General features: G+C 67.0%; 18 protein-coding genes and 1 tRNA gene. 6 read left to right on the forward strand and 13 right to left on the reverse strand.

Annotated features, from left to right (window positions below; translation table 11 throughout):
• From PFX90_RS05600 to PFX90_RS05615, 4 genes are read right to left on the reverse strand one after another with little or no spacing between them, the layout of a single operon-like run.
• Positions 1 to 963 carry an AAA family ATPase gene (locus PFX90_RS05600; protein ID WP_285711400.1) on the reverse strand — a complete coding sequence of 321 codons (963 nt, stop codon included), beginning with the start codon at positions 961 to 963 and terminating at the stop codon, positions 1 to 3.
• Positions 960 to 2354, reverse strand: coding sequence for a DUF4350 domain-containing protein (locus PFX90_RS05605; RefSeq protein ID WP_285711401.1), 1395 nt, complete (start codon positions 2352 to 2354; stop codon positions 960 to 962). The genes PFX90_RS05600 and PFX90_RS05605 overlap by 4 nt, the downstream gene beginning before the upstream one ends.
• Positions 2351 to 3061 (reverse strand): hypothetical protein, encoded by a 711-nt coding sequence (locus PFX90_RS05610; RefSeq protein WP_285711402.1) that lies wholly within the window; start codon positions 3059 to 3061, stop codon positions 2351 to 2353. The genes PFX90_RS05605 and PFX90_RS05610 overlap by 4 nt, the downstream gene beginning before the upstream one ends.
• A 51-nt stretch (positions 3062 to 3112) precedes the next feature.
• Positions 3113 to 4006 carry a prephenate dehydratase gene (locus PFX90_RS05615; RefSeq protein ID WP_285711403.1) on the reverse strand — a complete coding sequence of 298 codons (894 nt, stop codon included), beginning with the start codon at positions 4004 to 4006 and terminating at the stop codon, positions 3113 to 3115.
• A 129-nt stretch (positions 4007 to 4135) separates the two neighbouring features.
• Between PFX90_RS05615 and PFX90_RS05620 the strand changes: the two genes are divergently transcribed.
• Complete coding sequence (locus PFX90_RS05620; RefSeq protein WP_285711404.1) at positions 4136 to 4801, forward strand: c-type cytochrome; 666 nt, start codon at positions 4136 to 4138, stop codon at positions 4799 to 4801.
• A 71-nt stretch (positions 4802 to 4872) separates the two neighbouring features.
• Here PFX90_RS05620 and PFX90_RS05625 read toward each other — a convergent pair whose 3' ends face one another.
• Together PFX90_RS05625 and PFX90_RS05630 are read right to left on the reverse strand one after the other, a co-directional pair.
• A complete protein-coding gene (locus PFX90_RS05625; RefSeq protein WP_285711405.1) occupies positions 4873 to 5532 on the reverse strand; it encodes an RlmE family RNA methyltransferase in 660 nt (219 codons plus the stop codon).
• Complete coding sequence (locus tag PFX90_RS05630) at positions 5529 to 6800, reverse strand: Ppx/GppA phosphatase family protein (protein WP_285711406.1); 1272 nt, start codon at positions 6798 to 6800, stop codon at positions 5529 to 5531. Before PFX90_RS05630 ends, PFX90_RS05625 begins: the two co-directional genes overlap by 4 nt.
• Positions 6801 to 6986: 186 nt before the next feature.
• Between PFX90_RS05630 and PFX90_RS05635 the strand changes: the two genes are divergently transcribed.
• Together PFX90_RS05635 and PFX90_RS05640 are read left to right on the forward strand one after the other, a co-directional pair.
• Positions 6987 to 7060: transfer RNA gene (locus PFX90_RS05635), tRNA-Gln, on the forward strand.
• Positions 7061 to 7146: 86 nt separating this feature from the next.
• The gene (locus tag PFX90_RS05640) at positions 7147 to 8034 is read left to right on the forward strand and encodes an LOG family protein (RefSeq protein ID WP_285711407.1); all 888 of its coding nucleotides are present in this window, start codon (positions 7147 to 7149) and stop codon (positions 8032 to 8034) included.
• Positions 8035 to 8040: 6 nt separating this feature from the next.
• On the opposite strand, the gene PFX90_RS05645 is transcribed toward PFX90_RS05640, so the two are convergent.
• Genes PFX90_RS05645 through glmM form a run of 4 tightly spaced genes read right to left on the reverse strand, consistent with a single transcriptional unit; the run spans position 8041 to position 10613 of the window.
• Positions 8041 to 8244 carry a hypothetical protein gene (locus PFX90_RS05645; protein WP_285711408.1) on the reverse strand — a complete coding sequence of 68 codons (204 nt, stop codon included), beginning with the start codon at positions 8242 to 8244 and terminating at the stop codon, positions 8041 to 8043.
• Positions 8241 to 9041 (reverse strand): bifunctional hydroxymethylpyrimidine kinase/phosphomethylpyrimidine kinase, encoded by an 801-nt coding sequence (gene thiD / locus PFX90_RS05650; RefSeq protein WP_285711409.1) that lies wholly within the window; start codon positions 9039 to 9041, stop codon positions 8241 to 8243. The genes PFX90_RS05645 and thiD overlap by 4 nt, the downstream gene beginning before the upstream one ends.
• Complete coding sequence (locus tag PFX90_RS05655; RefSeq protein WP_285711410.1) at positions 9038 to 9262, reverse strand: DUF1272 domain-containing protein; 225 nt, start codon at positions 9260 to 9262, stop codon at positions 9038 to 9040. The genes thiD and PFX90_RS05655 overlap by 4 nt, the downstream gene beginning before the upstream one ends.
• A 13-nt stretch (positions 9263 to 9275) precedes the next feature.
• Positions 9276 to 10613: a phosphoglucosamine mutase gene (gene glmM, locus PFX90_RS05660; RefSeq protein WP_285711411.1), complete on the reverse strand. Its 1338-nt coding sequence runs from the start codon at positions 10611 to 10613 to the stop codon at positions 9276 to 9278.
• A gap of 371 nt (positions 10614 to 10984) precedes the next feature.
• Here glmM and PFX90_RS05665 point away from each other — a divergent pair, with 371 nt between their 5' ends.
• The 3 genes from PFX90_RS05665 to PFX90_RS05675 all read left to right on the forward strand — a co-directional run bounded on the left by PFX90_RS05665 (position 10985) and on the right by PFX90_RS05675 (position 13965).
• Positions 10985 to 12274: a dicarboxylate/amino acid:cation symporter gene (locus tag PFX90_RS05665; RefSeq protein ID WP_285711412.1), complete on the forward strand. Its 1290-nt coding sequence runs from the start codon at positions 10985 to 10987 to the stop codon at positions 12272 to 12274.
• 71 nt (positions 12275 to 12345) lie between these two features.
• On the forward strand, positions 12346 to 12954 hold the full coding sequence (locus PFX90_RS05670; protein WP_285711413.1) for a superoxide dismutase: 609 nt from the start codon (positions 12346 to 12348) through the stop codon (positions 12952 to 12954).
• 114 nt (positions 12955 to 13068) lie between these two features.
• A complete protein-coding gene (locus tag PFX90_RS05675) occupies positions 13069 to 13965 on the forward strand; it encodes a hypothetical protein (protein ID WP_285711414.1) in 897 nt (298 codons plus the stop codon).
• A 116-nt stretch (positions 13966 to 14081) separates the two neighbouring features.
• Here the strand turns inward: PFX90_RS05675 and PFX90_RS05680 are convergent, their stop codons facing one another.
• From PFX90_RS05680 to PFX90_RS05690, 3 genes are all read right to left on the reverse strand, one after another.
• Positions 14082 to 15008 (reverse strand): IS1595 family transposase, encoded by a 927-nt coding sequence (locus PFX90_RS05680; protein ID WP_285711415.1) that lies wholly within the window; start codon positions 15006 to 15008, stop codon positions 14082 to 14084.
• 105 nt (positions 15009 to 15113) lie between these two features.
• On the reverse strand, positions 15114 to 15737 hold the full coding sequence (locus PFX90_RS05685; RefSeq protein WP_285711416.1) for a sigma-70 family RNA polymerase sigma factor: 624 nt from the start codon (positions 15735 to 15737) through the stop codon (positions 15114 to 15116).
• Entirely contained in the window at positions 15734 to 15931 is a 198-nt protein-coding gene (locus PFX90_RS05690; RefSeq protein WP_285711417.1) for a NepR family anti-sigma factor, read from the reverse strand. The genes PFX90_RS05685 and PFX90_RS05690 overlap by 4 nt, the downstream gene beginning before the upstream one ends.
• Between the last annotated feature and the right edge of the window lie 176 nt (positions 15932 to 16107).

The raw sequence follows: 16107 nt of genomic DNA on the forward strand, positions 1-16107 counted from the left end.
TTACCTGGGGGCCTCGGTCGCTTCGACCAGCTCGGCGACCAGCGCCTCCATGTCGCGGCCCTCGATCTCGGCGGCGGGGGAGAGCGTCAGGCGGTGGCGCAGCACCGGCACGGCGAGCGCCTTGACGTCGTCGGGGATCACATAGGCCCGGCCCTCGAGCGCCGCGCGCGCGCGGGCGGCACCTGCCAGCAGGACTGCGGCGCGCGGGGAGGCGCCGACGGTGAGCTCCGAATGCTCGCGGGTGGCGCGGATCAGGCGCACGACATAGCGGGTGATGTCCTCGGCCACGGTCACTTCGCCCACGGCAGCGGTCGCCTCGGCGATCCCGGCGGCGTTGGTGACCGCCGTCACGCCCACATCGGCGGGGCGCTGGGGGCCGGACCGCTTGCCATAGGTGGCGACGATCCGCGCCTCTTCCTCTTCCGCCGGATAGGGCACCAGCAGCTTGAACAGGAAGCGGTCGAGCTGCGCTTCGGGGAGGGGATAGACCCCCTGGTTCTCGATCGGGTTCTGGGTTGCGACCACCATGAAGCGGTCGGGCAGGCGGTGGGTCTCCCCGTCCAATGTCACGCGGCGTTCCTGCATCGCTTCGAGCAGCGCGGCCTGGGTCTTGGGTGGGGTGCGGTTGATTTCGTCCGCCAGCAGCAGGTCGCAGAAGATCGGCCCGCGGGTGAGGGTGAACTGGCTGGTCTGGAAGTTGAACAGGTTCGACCCCAGAATATCGCCCGGCAGCAGGTCAGGCGTGAACTGGATGCGCCCGAAATCGAGTCCCAGCGTGGTCGCAAAGCTCTGCGCGAGGAAGGTCTTGGCGGTGCCCGGCGGGCCTTCGAGCAGCACGTGGCCTTCCGAGAGAAGCGCCACCAGCAGCATGTCGACCATCGCTTCCTGCCCGACGATCGCCTTGGCGATCTCGGCACGGATGGCGCCCGTGAGGCTCCGGACGTCTTCGAGTGTCATGGTCATTTGGGTCCCTGTTGCAATTTGGTGGCGAGATCATCGAGGCCTTGCGCGGCGGCGAGAATGTCGGCGGGTTTCGAGGCCGCCTCCAGTCGCGCGGCGCGGCGGGTGAAGGGTTCTTCCTCGGGCAGGCGGCGGGCGAGGGCGGCGTCGATCGCCTCTGGGTCGGGCCGCGAGAGGCCAAGCCGCTCAGCCAGTCGCCGGGCAGCGAGCGCGGCATAGGGCGCGCCCAGCAGCCGGAAGCGCCGCGCGCGCACGATCAGGCCCGCCCCGTTGGCGATCAGCTGGCGCTTGCCGAAAGCGATGTCGGGCCCGCCGCTCGCCGCTGCCGGGCCGAACCGCTGGAACGCGCGCCAGCCGACGATCAGCAGTGCGACCAGCAGGCACAGGGTCGCGGCAAGGAAGGGCGGGCGGAAGGCCAGCGTCAGCAGGTTCTCCGAGGCGCCGAAGCCGTTCAGCGTCATGTCGAAGACGACGTGGCTGATGCCCTCGTCCTCCCCCAGCCGGTTGACCAGCGCGATCGCGGCGGCCGCGCGCTGGCCGTCGGCAAGGCCGTAATTATTGGCAAGGTCGGGGTCGGCCAGAACGATCACCGGGTAGACCGCGTCGGTGAAGATGTCGGCCTCGTCCTCCGAGGCGCTGTCCAGCTCCTCGCCCGCGTCCATATCGATGCCGAAGGCGAGCACCCGGCCTGCGGGATCGACGATCAGCGCCTTCTGCCCGTCGCCGATTTCGGCGTAGAGCCGTTCCTCGCGCGGGAGCGTGCCCGACAGCCCCATCCCGGCCCAGCGCGCCGGCGGGCCGGGTTTCGGCGGCTTGGCCTCGCCCTTGGGCGCGGGCGCGGGGGCCACTTGCGGGGGCGCAATCTCGACGGCGAGTTCTTCGGCCTGCGCGGGGTAGGCCGCGTGCGTGAAGCGGTAGCCGTCGGGGAGATCGGTGGTCCATTCGCTGGTGACGATGCCGTTGAGGTTCACCCAGCCGCGCTTGAACTTCTCCTGCACCTTGGGCGGCAGGTTCTGGCCGGGCGCGCTCGCCCACCACTTGCCCATGATCACCAGCGTCGGCCCGAGCGTGCGGCGATCGGTCAGGATCTCCTCGATTTCCTCGGCATCCGCGTAGAGCGCGGGCGTCAGCACGAGGAGGTCGCGGGTCTTGAGGTCCTGCGCATTGCGCGACAGCTCGATGCTGTAGCCCTGCGCCTCGACCAGCTTGACGAGGCCCGCATAGCCGTTGAGGCCGTTGCTCGCGGCATGGGCCTGGCCGCGCCCGCGCTCGCCGCCGAAATCGGCGTCGGCGCTGATGAGCCACAGCATCGCGAGGAACAGCATCAGCCCGCCCGCGACCAGCGCGAAGGCGCCGACGCGCGAGAAGGCGGCGGGGCGGGCGGCGGCGCTCATGCGGCGAGCGCCTTCCTGTCAAACCGGGCGAGCGCGAACTCCGCATAGGCCGCGCGCGCCGCTTCCCAGTCGGCGCGGGCGAGCGGGCGCAGCGCGAAGAGCGAGGCCTCGACCCGCGTCGCGATCACCCCGAAGGCCTCGCGCGCCGGGCCGGGGAGCGCGGGCAGCGCGGCAAGCTCGCGCGCGGTGCTGGATGGCTCGACCCAGTCGGGCCGCGCCGCGCTGATCTGCGCGACGCTGCGCTGGAGCAGCAGGTGCGTCGCCTCGTCGAAGCGGCCCTCTGCCGCCAGCCGGTCGGCATCCTCGAGCAGCGCGAGGCTGGTGGCGGCATCGGGGCGCCACGGCTCCTCGGCCGCCGCCTCGGCCTTGCCCTTGGCCTTGCGCCGGAAGCGCAGCAGCGAGGGGTCGATCAGGCGGATCACCAGCACCAGCGCGAACAGGCCGACCAGCGCCACCGGCACCCATTGCAGCCACCACCACTGATCCACCATCGCCTGCCCGAGCGGGCCGAGAACCTCGGCGAGCCATTTGAAGAAGGCGTCGAGCTGCTCGGACAGCCAGCTTGGCTTGGGCGGGGGCGCTTCGGGGATGGTGACGGGGTCGAACTGGATGGTCTCGTCGGCGCGCAGCTGCTCCCACCCGGCGGGAGGCGATCCGCCTGAATTGGCTGGCTGTTCGGAAAGGCTTTGTGCGGCCGCTGCGGTCATCCCGTCAGCGGTGGTGGCACGCCCTCGGGCCGCGTGCAACGGGAAACAGCGTTACCCGCGCGTCCGGCCCTGTTCGTAGCTGCCGAGGATGCGCAATTCCTTGGAATGGAAGGCGCATTCCTCGAGCGCGCGGTCCACCGCCTCGTCCCCCGGCGCGCCGATGATGTCGGCGTAGAAGGTGGTCGCGGCAAAGCTCGTGCCCTGCTGGTAGCTTTCGAGCTTGGTCATGTTGACGCCGTTGGTGGCGAACCCGCCCAGCGCCTTGTAGAGCGCGGCGGGGATGTTCTTCACCTCGAAGATGAAGGTGGTCATCACCGGCTTGCCCGCGAGCGCCGCAGGCGCGAGCGCCTCATTCGCCAGAATGACGAAGCGCGTCATGTTGTCGGCGCTGTCCTCGACATTGTTCTCGATGATGGTGAGCCCGTAGAGCTCGGCCGCGAGCGCCGGGGCAATGGCGGCGACGGAAGGGTCGCCGCGCTCGGCGACATAGGCCGCCGCGCCCGCGGTGTCGGCGTGGCTCAAGGGCACGATGCCGCGCGCGCGCAGGTAATGGCGCGACTGGCCCAATGCCTGCGGGTGGCTGTAGGCCGCCTCGAAGGGGCCGCTTCCCAGCGCCATCAGCGCATGGTGGATCGGCATGAAATATTCGCCGACGATGTGGAGCCCGCTCTCGGGCAGCAGGAAGTGGATGTCGGCGACGCGGCCGTGCTGCGAGTTCTCGATCGGGATGATCGCCGCGCCCGCGCGCCCGTCCTTCACCGCCTCCAGTGCGTCCTCGAAGCTGAAGCAGGGCAGCGGGGCGAGATCGGGCCGCGCCTCGGTCGCGGCGCGGTGCGAATTGGCGCCGGGCGAGCCCTGAAAGGCAATCGCGCGCGCCGGATCGGCAGCGGCCGCGCGCTGCATTCGCTCGACGATTTCGAGGGCGGGGCCGGGGAAGGATCGCATGGTGGCCTGCGCCTATAGGCCTCGGGCCGCGCGCACAAGCCCTGCGCGAGGCCACTTGCAAAAGGTGCAAGAATATGTGCCACGATCGGTCTTGCGCGCTTCGCGGGGCGACACTATGGAGCGCGCGGGATGACACAGGACAACTCTTCGCAAGACAAAGCCGCAGGCCAGAACGGTGGCGGCGATCTGTTCAACACTGCCGCCGGCTGGGTGCTGTTTGCGGCGGGCCTCGGGCTGGGTCTGTCGATCCTGTCGGGCAAGTATTTCCACGGCACGAAGCCCGAGCGGCCCGAAAAGCTCGGCTACGTGATCGAGGGCGTGGTCGAGGAAGGCGGCGGCGGCGCGGAGGAAATGTCTATGGCCGAAGCGCTCAACATGAAGCCGGCGGCCGAGCTGATCGCCGCGGGCGAGAAGGCCTTCGCCAAGTGCCAGAGCTGCCACACGGTCACCGCGGGTGGTCCCAACGGGATCGGCCCCAACCTCCACGGCGTGATGGGCAAGCCCCACGGCGCCCATCCCGGTTTCGCCTACAGCGCCGAACTGAAGGCCAAGCCTGGCAACTGGGACTGGGACTCGATGAACGAGTGGCTCAAGAACCCCAAGGCCTATGTGCCGGGCACCAAGATGAGCTTCGCAGGGCTCCCCAAGATCGAGGATCGCGCCGCGATCGCGATGTATCTGAATTCGCAAGGCTCGAACCTGCCCGTCCCGACCTTCGTCGCCGACGCGGCGGCCGGCGCGGAAGAACCCGCGGCGGGCGAAACCCCGGCTGCGGCGGAAACCCCGGCCGAATAAGCGGGTTTTGCAAAGCGGACACGAAGAGGGCGGCTCACGGGCCGCCCTTTTTCGTTTCTAGCCCCCGAACCTTAACCTTTAAAGCCTTGGGCGATCACATACCACTCCGACGAGCCCTTGCGGCTCGCGGGGGGCTTGGCGTGCTTGACGCTGGCAAAGTGCTTCTTGAGCAGGGCCAGCAGATCGGTGTCGGTCCCCCCGGCGAGCACCTTGGCGACGAACCCGCCGCCCGGCGCGAGGTTCTCGACCGCAAACCACGCCGCCGCCTCGACGAGGCCCATCGTGCGCAGGTGATCGGTCTGCTTGTGGCCGACGGTGTTCGCTGCCATGTCCGAGATGACGAGATCGGGCGGGCCGCCCAATGCCTCGGCCAGCAGCGCGGGGGCCTTGTCGTCCATGAAATCCATCTGGAAGATGGTGACGCCTTCCAGCGGCTCGACCGGCAACAGGTCGATCCCCACCACTTCCGCCTTGGGCCGCTTCTGGCGCACCACCTGCGCCCAGCCGCCCGGCGCAATGCCGAGATCGACCACGCGGGTCGCGCCCTTCAGCAAGCCGAACTTCTCGTCGAGCTCGATCAGCTTGTAGGCCGCGCGGCTGCGATAGCCGTCGGCCTTGGCCTGGCGCACATAGGGGTCGTTGAGCTGCCGTTCGAGCCAGCGCACCTGGCTGGCAGTGCGGCCCTTGGCGGTCTTGACGCGTTTGCCGGTATCCTTGACGCCGCGGGTCATTGCCGCCCGCCGCGCTGGCTCTTGAGGGCCTTGAGCGAACGTTCTGACTGGCGCTCGGCGGCCATGATGCTCCTCAGGATCCCCTCGCGGATGCCGCGATCGGCGACGCCCAGCCGGCGCGCGGGCCACAGGTCGAGAATCGCCTCGAGGATCGCGCAGCCCGCCACCACCAGATCGGCGCGGTCCTGCCCGATGCAGGGCAGGGTCGCGCGCTCGTAGGGGGTCATCACCGAGAGCCGCGCGCTGATTTCGCGCATCTCGCCCGCAGGCACGATCAACCCGTCCACCGCCTTGCGGTCATAGCTCGGCAGTTCGAGATAGAGGCTCGCGAGCGTCGTCACCGTGCCGCTGGTGCCGAGCAGGCGGATGTCGGGATGGCGCGCGGCATCGGCGACCCGCGCGGCGAAGGGCGTGAAGCTCTCGCTCACCATTTCCCGCATCCGCGCGAAACGGGCGATGCGCGCGGCCTCGCTGTCCTCGCTGCGCCCGACCGTGTCGGTGAGGCTGACGACGCCCCACGGCACGCTCTGCCAGTCGAGGATGCGCGGCACGCGGGCGCCCGGGTCGGCCTCGACCAGCACCAGCTCGGTCGAGCCGCCGCCGATGTCGAAGATCACCGCCGGGCCATCGCCCGATTCGAGCAGGATGTGGCAGCCCAGCACCGCGAGGCGCGCCTCTTCCTCGGCGCTGATGATGTCGAGAGCGATGCCGGTCTCGCGCCGCACGCGCTCGATGAATTCGGGGCCGTTCTCGGCGCGGCGGCAGGCCTCGGTCGCGACCGAGCGGGCGAGCCGCACGTTGCGGCGCTGGAGCTTGTCGGCGCAGATGGTGAGCGCGCCCAGCGTGCGCTCCATCGCCGCGTCCGACAGGCGGCCGGTGGTCGCGAGGCCCTCGCCCAGCTTCACCACCCGGCTGAACGCGTCGATCACGGTGAAATCGCGGCCCGAGGGGCGCGCGATCAAGAGGCGGCAATTGTTGGTGCCGAGGTCCAATGCGGCATAGGCCTCCCCATGCGCAGTGCTGCGGACCGCGCCGATATCGGCGAGATCGGGCTGGGCGCGCCCGGGTTTGCCGTTCTTGGCGACAGGGCGCACCGGCCGGCGCGCGTCGCCGCCAGCCGCCTTGGCGCGGGGCTCCCGGCCGCCGCCGGGGTTTCGAGAATCGGGCTGAGGGGGGCGCTTGTAGCGGAAATCGGCTACCTTGCCGGACTTGCCGCCCCGGTTTTTCCCAGCACTTCTATTCCTGTCCGGCGGGAGTGTTTCCGCCATTTTCGCAATGCTTTCATATCACCGCGCGCATAACCCTCCACGCGCGCGGCACTTGGGACGCAAGTTATCGCAAGGTCTCGGCACAAGCAAGCAGCCAGCACCACGAGGTGCTTGACCTCGGGCGAAGGCGAAACTAGGGAGCGCGCTCGCCAAGGCCGCCGCACGGCCGCCTCAGCGCATGGCCGATGCCCCGTCCTCTAATGGTAAGAGAGCGGACTCTGACTCCGTCAATCAAGGTTCGAATCCTTGCGGGGCATCCAGCCGTTTTTCCCGACATTGCTGCACAGGGACCTTGCCCTGCCCTAATCTGTTGCGGGGCTTGCGGGGGTCTGGCAGGGGGCGAGCCATGACAGACAAAGACCTGACCAACCGCAAATTCTATCGCGCCGGCGAGGAAACGCGCTTTGCCGAAGGGATGCCCGAGCGCACCCCGCAGACCGCGCATCCGGCCTACAAGCTGGCCTTCCGCGACACCGATTTCCTCCTGCGCGACGAATTGCGCCCCGTGCGCTTCCAGCTCGAATTGCTAAAGCCCGAGATGCTGCTCGACGAGGCGCGGGTGGGATCGACGCTGGTGATGTACGGCTCGGCGCGCATCCCTTCGCCCGCCCAGGCCGAGGCGCGGATCGAGGCGGCGAAGAACGGCAGCGAGTATGACCGGAAGGTCGCCGAGCGCCTCGCCGCCAAGGCCAAGTATTACGACGAGGCCTATGCCCTCGCGCGGCTGGTGAGCGAGAAGGGCATCATCGAGAACGGGGAGCGCCAGTTCGTCGTCACCACCGGCGGGGGGCCGTCGATCATGGAGGCGGGCAACCGCGGCGCGTCGGACGCGGGCAGCGAATCGATCGGGCTCAACATCGTGCTGCCGCACGAACAGGCGCCCAACCCCTATGTGACGCCCTACCTCTCGTTCCAGTTCCACTACTTCGCGCTGCGCAAGATGCACTTCCTGCTGCGTGCCCGAGCGGTGGCGGTGTTCCCGGGCGGCTTCGGGACGTTCGACGAGTTCTTCGAGCTCGTCACCCTGATCCAGACCGGCAAGATGAAGCCGATGCCGATCATCCTGTTCGGCAAGGAGTTCTGGACGCGCGTCGTCGATTTCGAGGCACTGGCGGAAGAGGGCGTGATCTCGAAGAGCGACCTCGACCTGTTCACCTGGGTCGAGACGGCGGAGGAGGCCTGGGCCTGCATCGCCGATTTCTACGACATCAAGGACCCGATGGCGGAGGATTGAGTGCGGTCAGGAGCGATCCGGTGGATTTCCCCATCGCGCTTTGATGGCGCCGATGATTCGGCCTAGCAGCCGGCCAAGTCCATATTCCAGAGCGCCCCAGACGAGCACGATGAGCAGAACCGCGGCGACCATTTGCCATGCCGGCGGAGGTTCGTTGCCGGACAGCAGATCCGCGACCACGAAGTCGATGAAGCCCGGCTTGTCACTCATGCCACGCACCGCACCGCCTGATGCCCGAGCGGCCCGCTGCCTGTACCGTAGCCGGGGGCGGCTTCGATAGCGGCAAACACGAATTCGCGCCCCAGCCGCACTGCCTCGGGCAGGCTCTCGCCGCGCCCCAGGAGCGTCGCGATGGCCGAGGAGAGCGTGCAGCCGGTGCCGTGGGTGTGGCGGGTCTCGATCCGCGCGTGGGTGAAGGAGCGCGGCGCCTCGCCCGGCACGACCAGCACGTCGGTGATCTGCTCGCTGTCCGCATGGCCGCCCTTGGCCAGCACCGCCGCGCCGCTCGCTGCGGCGAGTTCCTGCGCGGCTTCGACCATGGCGTCATGGTTCGGCAGCACGCGCCCCGCAAGGTGCTCCAGCTCGGGGAGGTTGGGGGTGATCAGCGCCGCGCGCGGGAACAGCGTCTCGCGCAGCGAGGCGACCGCCTCCGGCCCCACCAGCACCGCGCCCGAGGTCGCGATCATTACCGGATCGAGCACGATCGGCGCGTCCACGCCTTCCAGAGCCCTGGCCACGGCGCGGATCACATCGGGCGCGGCGAGCATCCCGATCTTGACCGCATCGACCCCGATATCGTCAACGCAGGACGCGATCTGCTGCGCGACCATCTCGGGCGCGATGCCCGCGACCCCCTGCACGCCCAGCGTGTTCTGCGCGGTGATCGCGGTGACGGCGGTCATCGCGTAGCCGCCGAGCATGGTGACGGTCTTGATGTCGGCCTGAATCCCCGCCCCGCCCGAGCTGTCGGAACCGGCGATGGATAGGACGCGGGCGGGTGCGCTCATCCCTTGAACTTGCGCTCCGTGCTCGGCGGGAATTTCGCGTGGAGCGCCTTGGCGCGGGTCGGGCGGTCCATCAGCTCGCCGCCACAATTGGGGCAGCGGTCGTCCAAGTCCTCGGCGCATTCGGCGCAGAAGGTGCACTCGAACGAGCAGATGAAGGCGCCGGGCGCCTCGGCGGGGAGGCCCGCGCCGCACATTTCGCAATCGGGGCGCATTTCGAGCATTTTGCAGACCCTCCTAGACCGCCGCGCGCACGGCTTCGCAGATCGCGTCGACCACAGTTTCGACCTGCTTCTGATCGTCGCCCTCGGCCATAACCCGGATCACCGGCTCGGTGCCCGAGGGGCGGATGACGAGGCGGCCCTTGCCGGCAAGCGATGCCTCGGCCTCGGCGATCACCGCCTGCACCTGCGGGTTGTCGAGCGGCTTGCCGCCCTCGTAGCGCACGTTCTTTAACAGCTGGGGCACCGGGTCGAACACGTGCAGCAGCTCGCTCGCCGGCTTGCCGCTGCGCACGAGGCTGGCGAGCACGCGCAAGGCCGCGACCGTGCCGTCGCCGGTGGTGGCATAGTCGAGCAGGATCATGTGCCCCGACTGCTCGCCACCCACGTTGTAGCCGCCCGCCTTCATCGCCTCGAGCACGTAGCGGTCGCCGACCTTGGCGCGCACGAGGTCAAGGCCGCGCCCGTTGAGATAGCGTTCGAGCCCGAGATTGCTCATCACCGTGGCGACGATGCCGCCGCCCTTCAGACTCCCGCGATCCTGCATCCGGCCCGCGATCAGCGCCATGATCTGGTCGCCATCGACCGCGCGGCCCTTCTCGTCGACCACGATCAGGCGGTCGGCATCGCCATCAAGCGCAATGCCGATATCGGCCTTCTCCTCGACCACCTTGGCTTGCAGCGCGGCAATCGCGGTCGAGCCGACGCCGTCGTTGATGTTGGTGCCGTTGGGCGAGACGCCGAGCGCGACCACCTCCGCCCCCAGCTCCCAGATCGCGGAAGGCGCGACCTGATAGGCCGCGCCGTGGGCGCAATCGACCACAACCTTGAGGCCGTCGAAGCGGATCTCGGCCGCGACCGACTGCTTGACCGCGTGGATATAGCGCCCGCGCGCATCCTCGATCCGGCGCGCGCGGCCGATCAGTTCGGCGGGGACGAGCGGGATGTCGGTCTCCATCAGCCGCTCGATCTCGGCCTCGGCCTCGTCGGAAAGCTTGAAGCCGTCGGGGCCGAACAGCTTGATGCCGTTGTCGGCGAAGGGGTTGTGGCTGGCCGAGATCATCACGCCGAGATCGGCGCGCATCTCGCGGGTGAGGAGGGCGATCGCGGGGGTGGGCAGCGGCCCGGTCATGATCACGTCGATCCCGACGCTGGTGAAGCCCGCCACCAGCGCGCTTTCCATCATGTAGCCCGACAGGCGCGTGTCCTTGCCGATCACCACCCGGTGCCGGTGCCCGCCGCGCACGAAATGGCGACCTGCCGCCTGCCCGACCTTCATCGCGGTCGCGGCGGTCATCGCGCCGGAATTGGTGCGGCCCCTGATCCCGTCGGTCCCGAACAGCTTGCGTCCCATCAATTCCCCTGCCTTCGCCCAGCACGCCAATATTGTTTCGCGCTTCTGGCGCGGTTATCGCGCAAAGGGAAGGGCAAGCCGCCCGCTCAGAGTCTGTTTCAGTAGGGTGGAAGCACCTGCACGGAGCCGATTTTGGCCCAGCGCTAGGAAAGAGGAGGGAGCCATGCTTCCGCATAGTGACCGACGATTGACGCGGCGATAGGCCAAAATCGGCCCGCCCCTTTCGGGGTCGCGTCAGGAAGCCCGCTGGCTGCGTCGCGGCCCTTGCGCGGGGGCCGACAGGCCCGCGCTGCGGACCACTCCTGACCAGCGGGCTTCCTGACGCGATGCAGGCGTTTCCACCCTACTGAAACAGACTCAAGGATCGACCATTGCACGACAAGGAAAACACCGGCGCGGCCGGACAGGGGAAATTCGCGCTGGTCTCGATCCGCCTGCCGGTGGCGCTGACCTTCGCGGCGCTGATCGGGGGGCTGGGCGCGGGAATCGTGGGCGCCATGGCCGGGGCGCCCGCACTGGTCGGCGACATCGCGGGGCTGGTCGGCGGGCTGTGGCTCAGGGCCTTGCAGATGACGATCATCCCGCTGGTCGCCGCGCTGCTGGTGCTGGGGCTGGTGCAGATGATCCTCGCCGCGCGCGTGGGCACGGTGGCGCGGCGGATGATCGCGCTGATGGTGTTCGTGCAGCTGGCGGGTGGGGCCTTCACCTCGGTCTTCATGCCGATGCTGCTGCGTGCCTTCCCCGTGCCCGAGGGCGCGAGCGCCTTCCTTGCGCAGACGCCATCGGACGTGGGCGAGGTGCCCAAGGTGCTCGATTTCCTTGCCTCGCTGGTGAGCCCCAACATCGTCGCCGCCGCCGCCGAGACCGCGATGCTGCCGCTGACGCTGTTCTTCGTGATGTTCGCGGTCGCAATCACCCGCCTGCCCGAGGATCAGGGCGAGCGGCTGCTCGGCTTCTTCCATGCGCTGGGCAATGCGATGCTGCTGATCATCGGCTGGGTGCTCGCCGCCGCGCCGGTCGGCGTCTTCGCGCTGGCCTATGGCGTCGGCGTGCAGAGCGGGGGCGGGGCTTTCGCGGCGCTCGGGCACTATGTGCTCACCGTGACCGCGATGGGCACCTTCATCTTCCTGCTCGCCTATGGGATCGCCGCCGTTTCGGGCGGCACGGGGCTGGGCGGTTTCGCCCGCGCTATGCTGCCTGCGCAGGCGGTGGCGCTCTCCACTCAGTCCTCGCTGGCGAGCCTGCCTGCGATGCTCGATTCCTCGGGGCGGCTCGGTCTCAGGCCCTCGACCGCCGAATTCGTCCTGCCGCTCGCGGTGGTGATCTTCCGCGCGACCAGCGCGGCGATGAACCTCGCGGTGGTCTATTACGTCGCGGCGCTTGCCGGAGTGGAGGTCTCGCCGACGGTCGCCATTGCCGGGATCCTGATTGCGAGCGTCATCAGCCTTTCGGCGGTCAGCCTGCCCGGATCGATCAGTTTTGTGGTCTCGATCGGGCCGATTGCCCTCGCGATGGGCGTTCCGGTCGAGCCGCTCGCGCTGCTGGTCGCGGTCGAGATGCTGCCCGACCTGATGCGCACACTCGGCAACGTCACGATGAACGTCGCCGTCACAAGCGCGGTTGACCGCAGCGCACAAACGGACAAGACGACCGCGACTTGAAGCTGCAACGCTTCGCCCACATCTGCGTTGTTGCTAGAGACCCCGCCAGATCACCAAACCGGAGGATACCCATGGCTTTCGCACTTTCCCCGCTGCCCTATGCCGACACCGCGCTCGAGCCCGCCATCTCGGCCGAGACGCTGTCGTTCCACCATGGCAAGCACCACCAGACCTATGTCGACAAGATGAACGCCGCGATCGCGGGCACCGATCACGAATCGAAGTCGCTCGAAGAGATCATCGCCGCCTCGCGCGGGACCAACCAGGGGCTGTTCAACAATTCGGCGCAGACCTGGAACCACGCCTTCTACTGGCACTCGATGGCGGCCGAAACCACCGCCGCCTCGCCCGAACTCGCCGCCAAGATCGACGAGGCTTTCGGCTCGGTCGATGAGCTGAAGGCCAAGCTGAAGGACCGCGGCGTCGGCCACTTCGCTTCCGGCTGGGTGTGGCTCGCCGAGAAGGACGGCAAGCTCTCGATCGAAGAGACCCACGATGCCGACACGCTCGCCGACAGCGGCTTCAACCCGCTGCTGGTGCTCGACGTGTGGGAGCACGCCTACTACCTCGATCACCAGAACAAGCGCCCCGCCTATCTCGACGCGGTGGTCGAGACCAAGCTCAACTGGGCCTTCGCCAGCGAGAACCTCGCGCGCGGGACGGTGTGGACCTACGCCTGATCTTTTCGGGATGTGAATGAGGAAGGCCCGGGGCGGAAACGCTTCCGGGCCTTTCCTTTGGCGTTATTATACCAAGCGTACCCATCGCGAGACTCTCGGCGCGGGAGGTGCTAGATGTTAGCTCCTGAATCCTGCCGGGGCCTAATTGATATGCTTCTGACTTATGCGAGAGCGTTCGTTGTAACGTCTGTGAATATTGAACAGATTCGCGGTCAGCTTATTCATTGGCATGATATCGGACACACCGGCGTGATGCCGGAACATGAGGAATTCGCAAAGAGTGTGAAAGACGCGCTTGCTGCCGTTCACACTCTTTGCTCGGAAATACCAAGCCTGAACAAGGTTTGTGGTCAAGTCACTAGAATCGAAAGGAGCTTTGAAGCGGGCACTACCGCAAGTCTTCTAAGCCAAAGCCTACATGAACTAAACAGCAGGCTCATGGAGGAACTCGCCGAACATTATTACTATCCCGTTACCACCGACAGGGCGATGCTTTACGGCAATCCAATTCCGTTTGGACGGGATGTAGCGCAGGCCTTCCCGTCGGCTGAGGAGGACATTGGCGATTGCGTACGGTGTCTTGTACTTGGCCAGCCCACTGCAGCTGCATTCCATGCGATGCGGGCAATGGAAGTGGCGCTCAAGGCGTTCGCTCGGAAAATAGGGGTGGAGTTCAAGCCATCTTGGGACGCTTACATGAAGGCCATCCAAAATCTCATAGACAGGCCTTACCCCGAAAAAACGAAAGCGGAGCGAGCCAGGGATCCACTTTATCGCGAAATTCTAGGGGACTTCGTGGCACTCAAAACTGCTTGGCGAAACCCTACCATGCATGTTGAGCGGCGATATACAGACAGCGAGGCGCAGCAGGTCATAATCGCCGCCAGCCTTTTTATGGAGAAGCTGGCTAAAGCTGGATTTCGCGAAAAGAAGCGACGGTTAGCCCTTCAGACCAAGCTTGCGACTGAAGCGCTTGTCGGCCCCACTGGCCTCATTGAGCAGCAACCTTGAGAGCCCTTCATCGGCCTCGGTGGGGCTTAGTTCGCCAGCGTCGATTAGCTTTTGCGCCTCGCGCTCGAACCGCTCGCTCTGCTCTCTCGCGCTTTCGGCGTTCTGCTTTTTCGGCATCAGTGCCTCGCACTAGTTGTTTGGTAAGTGAGGCGCTTGCCAATGATGCCCGAAAGCAGCGCATCGGCGCGGTCGCTATCATTGCAGCCGAGCGCAACGCGGTTGTTATAGCGGAATTCGAACTCTGCCAGATAACGGTGAAGGTGCTGCTCTCCACAGAACTGGTACACGCCCTTCATGCCGCGCTTGAAGATGCTGAAATAGCCTTCAACGGTGTTGCTGTGAATGCTGCGATCCTCAAGGTTCACGTATTGGCCGCGCCCGTGGCTGGTGGTGCCGTGGGCAGCGAAGAACTTGCCCATATCGCGATACCCGCTGTGCTCGTCGGTCATCACGCGCGCTTCCCGCGCCACGTTGTTGAGAACAATCGGCATGAGGGTCGAAGCGTTGACGTTCTCGATCACCATAGTGCGGGCCTTGCCGCTGTCGCGGTCAACCAGCGCAAGAACCTTCATCTTGTGGTGAAATGCGCGCTTGATCGGAGCGCCCGCGAGGCGACCGATGAAGGTCTCATCAACCTCGACCACGCCGCCGTTGCCGCCAAACGGGGTAGTATCGTCGGAGCGCATAGCTTCGCGGATGCGGTGCGACATGAACCAAGCGGTCTTAAGGGTGACGCCAAGGATGCGGTGAAGCTGATTGCTCGAAATGCCCTTCTTGCTGCCTGCAATAAGGTACATGGCCTGCAACCACACACGCATCGGGACTTTGCTGTCCTCGAAGATGGTGCCGATCTTCACGGTAAACGGCTTCCGGCACTGGTAGCACTTATACGCGCCTACGCGGGTGCTCTTGCCCTGCATCTTGCCGATGCGTTCCACGCCTCCGCAATGCGGGCAAACAGGACCGTTCGGCCAGATACGAGCCTCAACGTAGGCGTAAGCCGCTTCTTCGTCGTGGAAATGAGGGGCGGAAAGGTTCGACATGGTAGGCTCCGTTCGTCGAAGCCATACCTACCCAAAACTCTTGGGTACGTCAAGTATAATAACGCCTTTCCTTTATCGTCACCCCAGCTTTCGCGGGGGTGACGATCAGCCCCGCGAACTCACCCCGTTGCCCGCCGCGACTTCGTCCAGCTCCTCGAGGATCGCGGCGTGAGCCACATCGTCGCCCGTAGAGCGCCGCGGGATTGCGCCATTCGCCAGCATCTCCGACAAAGCCGCCCGCGCGCGGCCCACGCGGCTCTTGATCGTGCCGACCGCGCAGCCGCAGATCGCCGCCGCCTCTTCATAGGAAAAGCCGCCCGCGCCCACCAACAGCAGCGCCTCGCGCCGTTCGGCGGGGAGCGTCAACAGCGCGCGGTGGAGGTCGGAGAGGTGGATCGGTTCCTCCTGCCCGGCAGGTGCGGTCAGGATGCGTTCGGCCACGCCCTCGTCATATTCGCCGCGGAAGCGGTTGCGGCGCATGTCGGTGAGATAGGCATTGCGCAGGATCACGAAGGTCCAGGCGCGCATCGAGGTGCCCGGCTCGAACCGGTCTTGCGCCGCCCACGCCTTGAGCAGCGTTTCCTGCACCAGATCGTCGGCCAGATCGGGCCGCCCGCACAGGCCGCGGGCGAAGGCGCGCAGGTGCGGCACCACCGCGGTCAGCTCGCGCTTGAAATCGGACTTTTCGCCCGCGCTGCGCTTCTCGCCCGAGGGCTGGTCGGCGCTCACTTGTCGCTGTCCCGGCCGCGGGCGGGGGGTATCGCGTCGAGCCGGTCAAGCAGATCCTTGAAGTTGTCGGGCAGGGCTTCTTCGACCACCGAATCATAGAGCTGCTTCAAGCCGTCGGCCCATTCGGGCGGGCGGCGCCGGGCGCTCTGGTCGCCTTCGCCGTGGTTGCCACCCTGTCCGTCTGTCGAGGCCATGTCGCTCAAATTCGTCCCTGATCCCGTGTCCCGGCCTGCCAAGAGACCGCTGTGCCACCCGGGAAGCCGAAGGACGGGCTGCGCCATCCGAACTCCCAGGAAGCCGAGTTTGGACGATTCGGGAACGATGCGCTACCTGTTTGGTTCCGCCACCGGTTCTTGCGTCCCGCTTTGCG

The organism is Erythrobacter oryzae, from assembly GCF_030271515.1.
Classification (GTDB): Bacteria; Pseudomonadota; Alphaproteobacteria; order Sphingomonadales; family Sphingomonadaceae; genus Erythrobacter; species Erythrobacter oryzae.

Excerpts from the sequence above, each read along its gene's own strand:
- PFX90_RS05600 (WP_285711400.1), bottom strand. The coding sequence starts at position 963 with ATGACCATGACACTCGAAGACGTCCGGAGCCTCACGGGCGCCATCCGT.
- PFX90_RS05605 (WP_285711401.1), bottom strand. The coding sequence starts at position 2,354 with ATGAGCGCCGCCGCCCGCCCCGCCGCCTTCTCGCGCGTCGGCGCCTTC.
- PFX90_RS05610 (WP_285711402.1), bottom strand. The coding sequence starts at position 3,061 with ATGACCGCAGCGGCCGCACAAAGCCTTTCCGAACAGCCAGCCAATTCA.
- PFX90_RS05615 (WP_285711403.1), bottom strand. The coding sequence starts at position 4,006 with ATGCGATCCTTCCCCGGCCCCGCCCTCGAAATCGTCGAGCGAATGCAG.
- PFX90_RS05620 (WP_285711404.1), top strand. The coding sequence starts at position 4,136 with ATGACACAGGACAACTCTTCGCAAGACAAAGCCGCAGGCCAGAACGGT.
- PFX90_RS05625 (WP_285711405.1), bottom strand. The coding sequence starts at position 5,532 with ATGACCCGCGGCGTCAAGGATACCGGCAAACGCGTCAAGACCGCCAAG.
- PFX90_RS05630 (WP_285711406.1), bottom strand. The coding sequence starts at position 6,800 with ATGGCGGAAACACTCCCGCCGGACAGGAATAGAAGTGCTGGGAAAAAC.
- PFX90_RS05640 (WP_285711407.1), top strand. The coding sequence starts at position 7,147 with ATGACAGACAAAGACCTGACCAACCGCAAATTCTATCGCGCCGGCGAG.
- PFX90_RS05645 (WP_285711408.1), bottom strand. The coding sequence starts at position 8,244 with ATGAGTGACAAGCCGGGCTTCATCGACTTCGTGGTCGCGGATCTGCTG.
- thiD (WP_285711409.1), bottom strand. The coding sequence starts at position 9,041 with ATGAGCGCACCCGCCCGCGTCCTATCCATCGCCGGTTCCGACAGCTCG.
- PFX90_RS05655 (WP_285711410.1), bottom strand. The coding sequence starts at position 9,262 with ATGCTCGAAATGCGCCCCGATTGCGAAATGTGCGGCGCGGGCCTCCCC.
- glmM (WP_285711411.1), bottom strand. The coding sequence starts at position 10,613 with ATGGGACGCAAGCTGTTCGGGACCGACGGGATCAGGGGCCGCACCAAT.
- PFX90_RS05670 (WP_285711413.1), top strand. The coding sequence starts at position 12,346 with ATGGCTTTCGCACTTTCCCCGCTGCCCTATGCCGACACCGCGCTCGAG.
- PFX90_RS05675 (WP_285711414.1), top strand. The coding sequence starts at position 13,069 with ATGTTAGCTCCTGAATCCTGCCGGGGCCTAATTGATATGCTTCTGACT.
- PFX90_RS05680 (WP_285711415.1), bottom strand. The coding sequence starts at position 15,008 with ATGTCGAACCTTTCCGCCCCTCATTTCCACGACGAAGAAGCGGCTTAC.
- PFX90_RS05690 (WP_285711417.1), bottom strand. The coding sequence starts at position 15,931 with ATGGCCTCGACAGACGGACAGGGTGGCAACCACGGCGAAGGCGACCAG.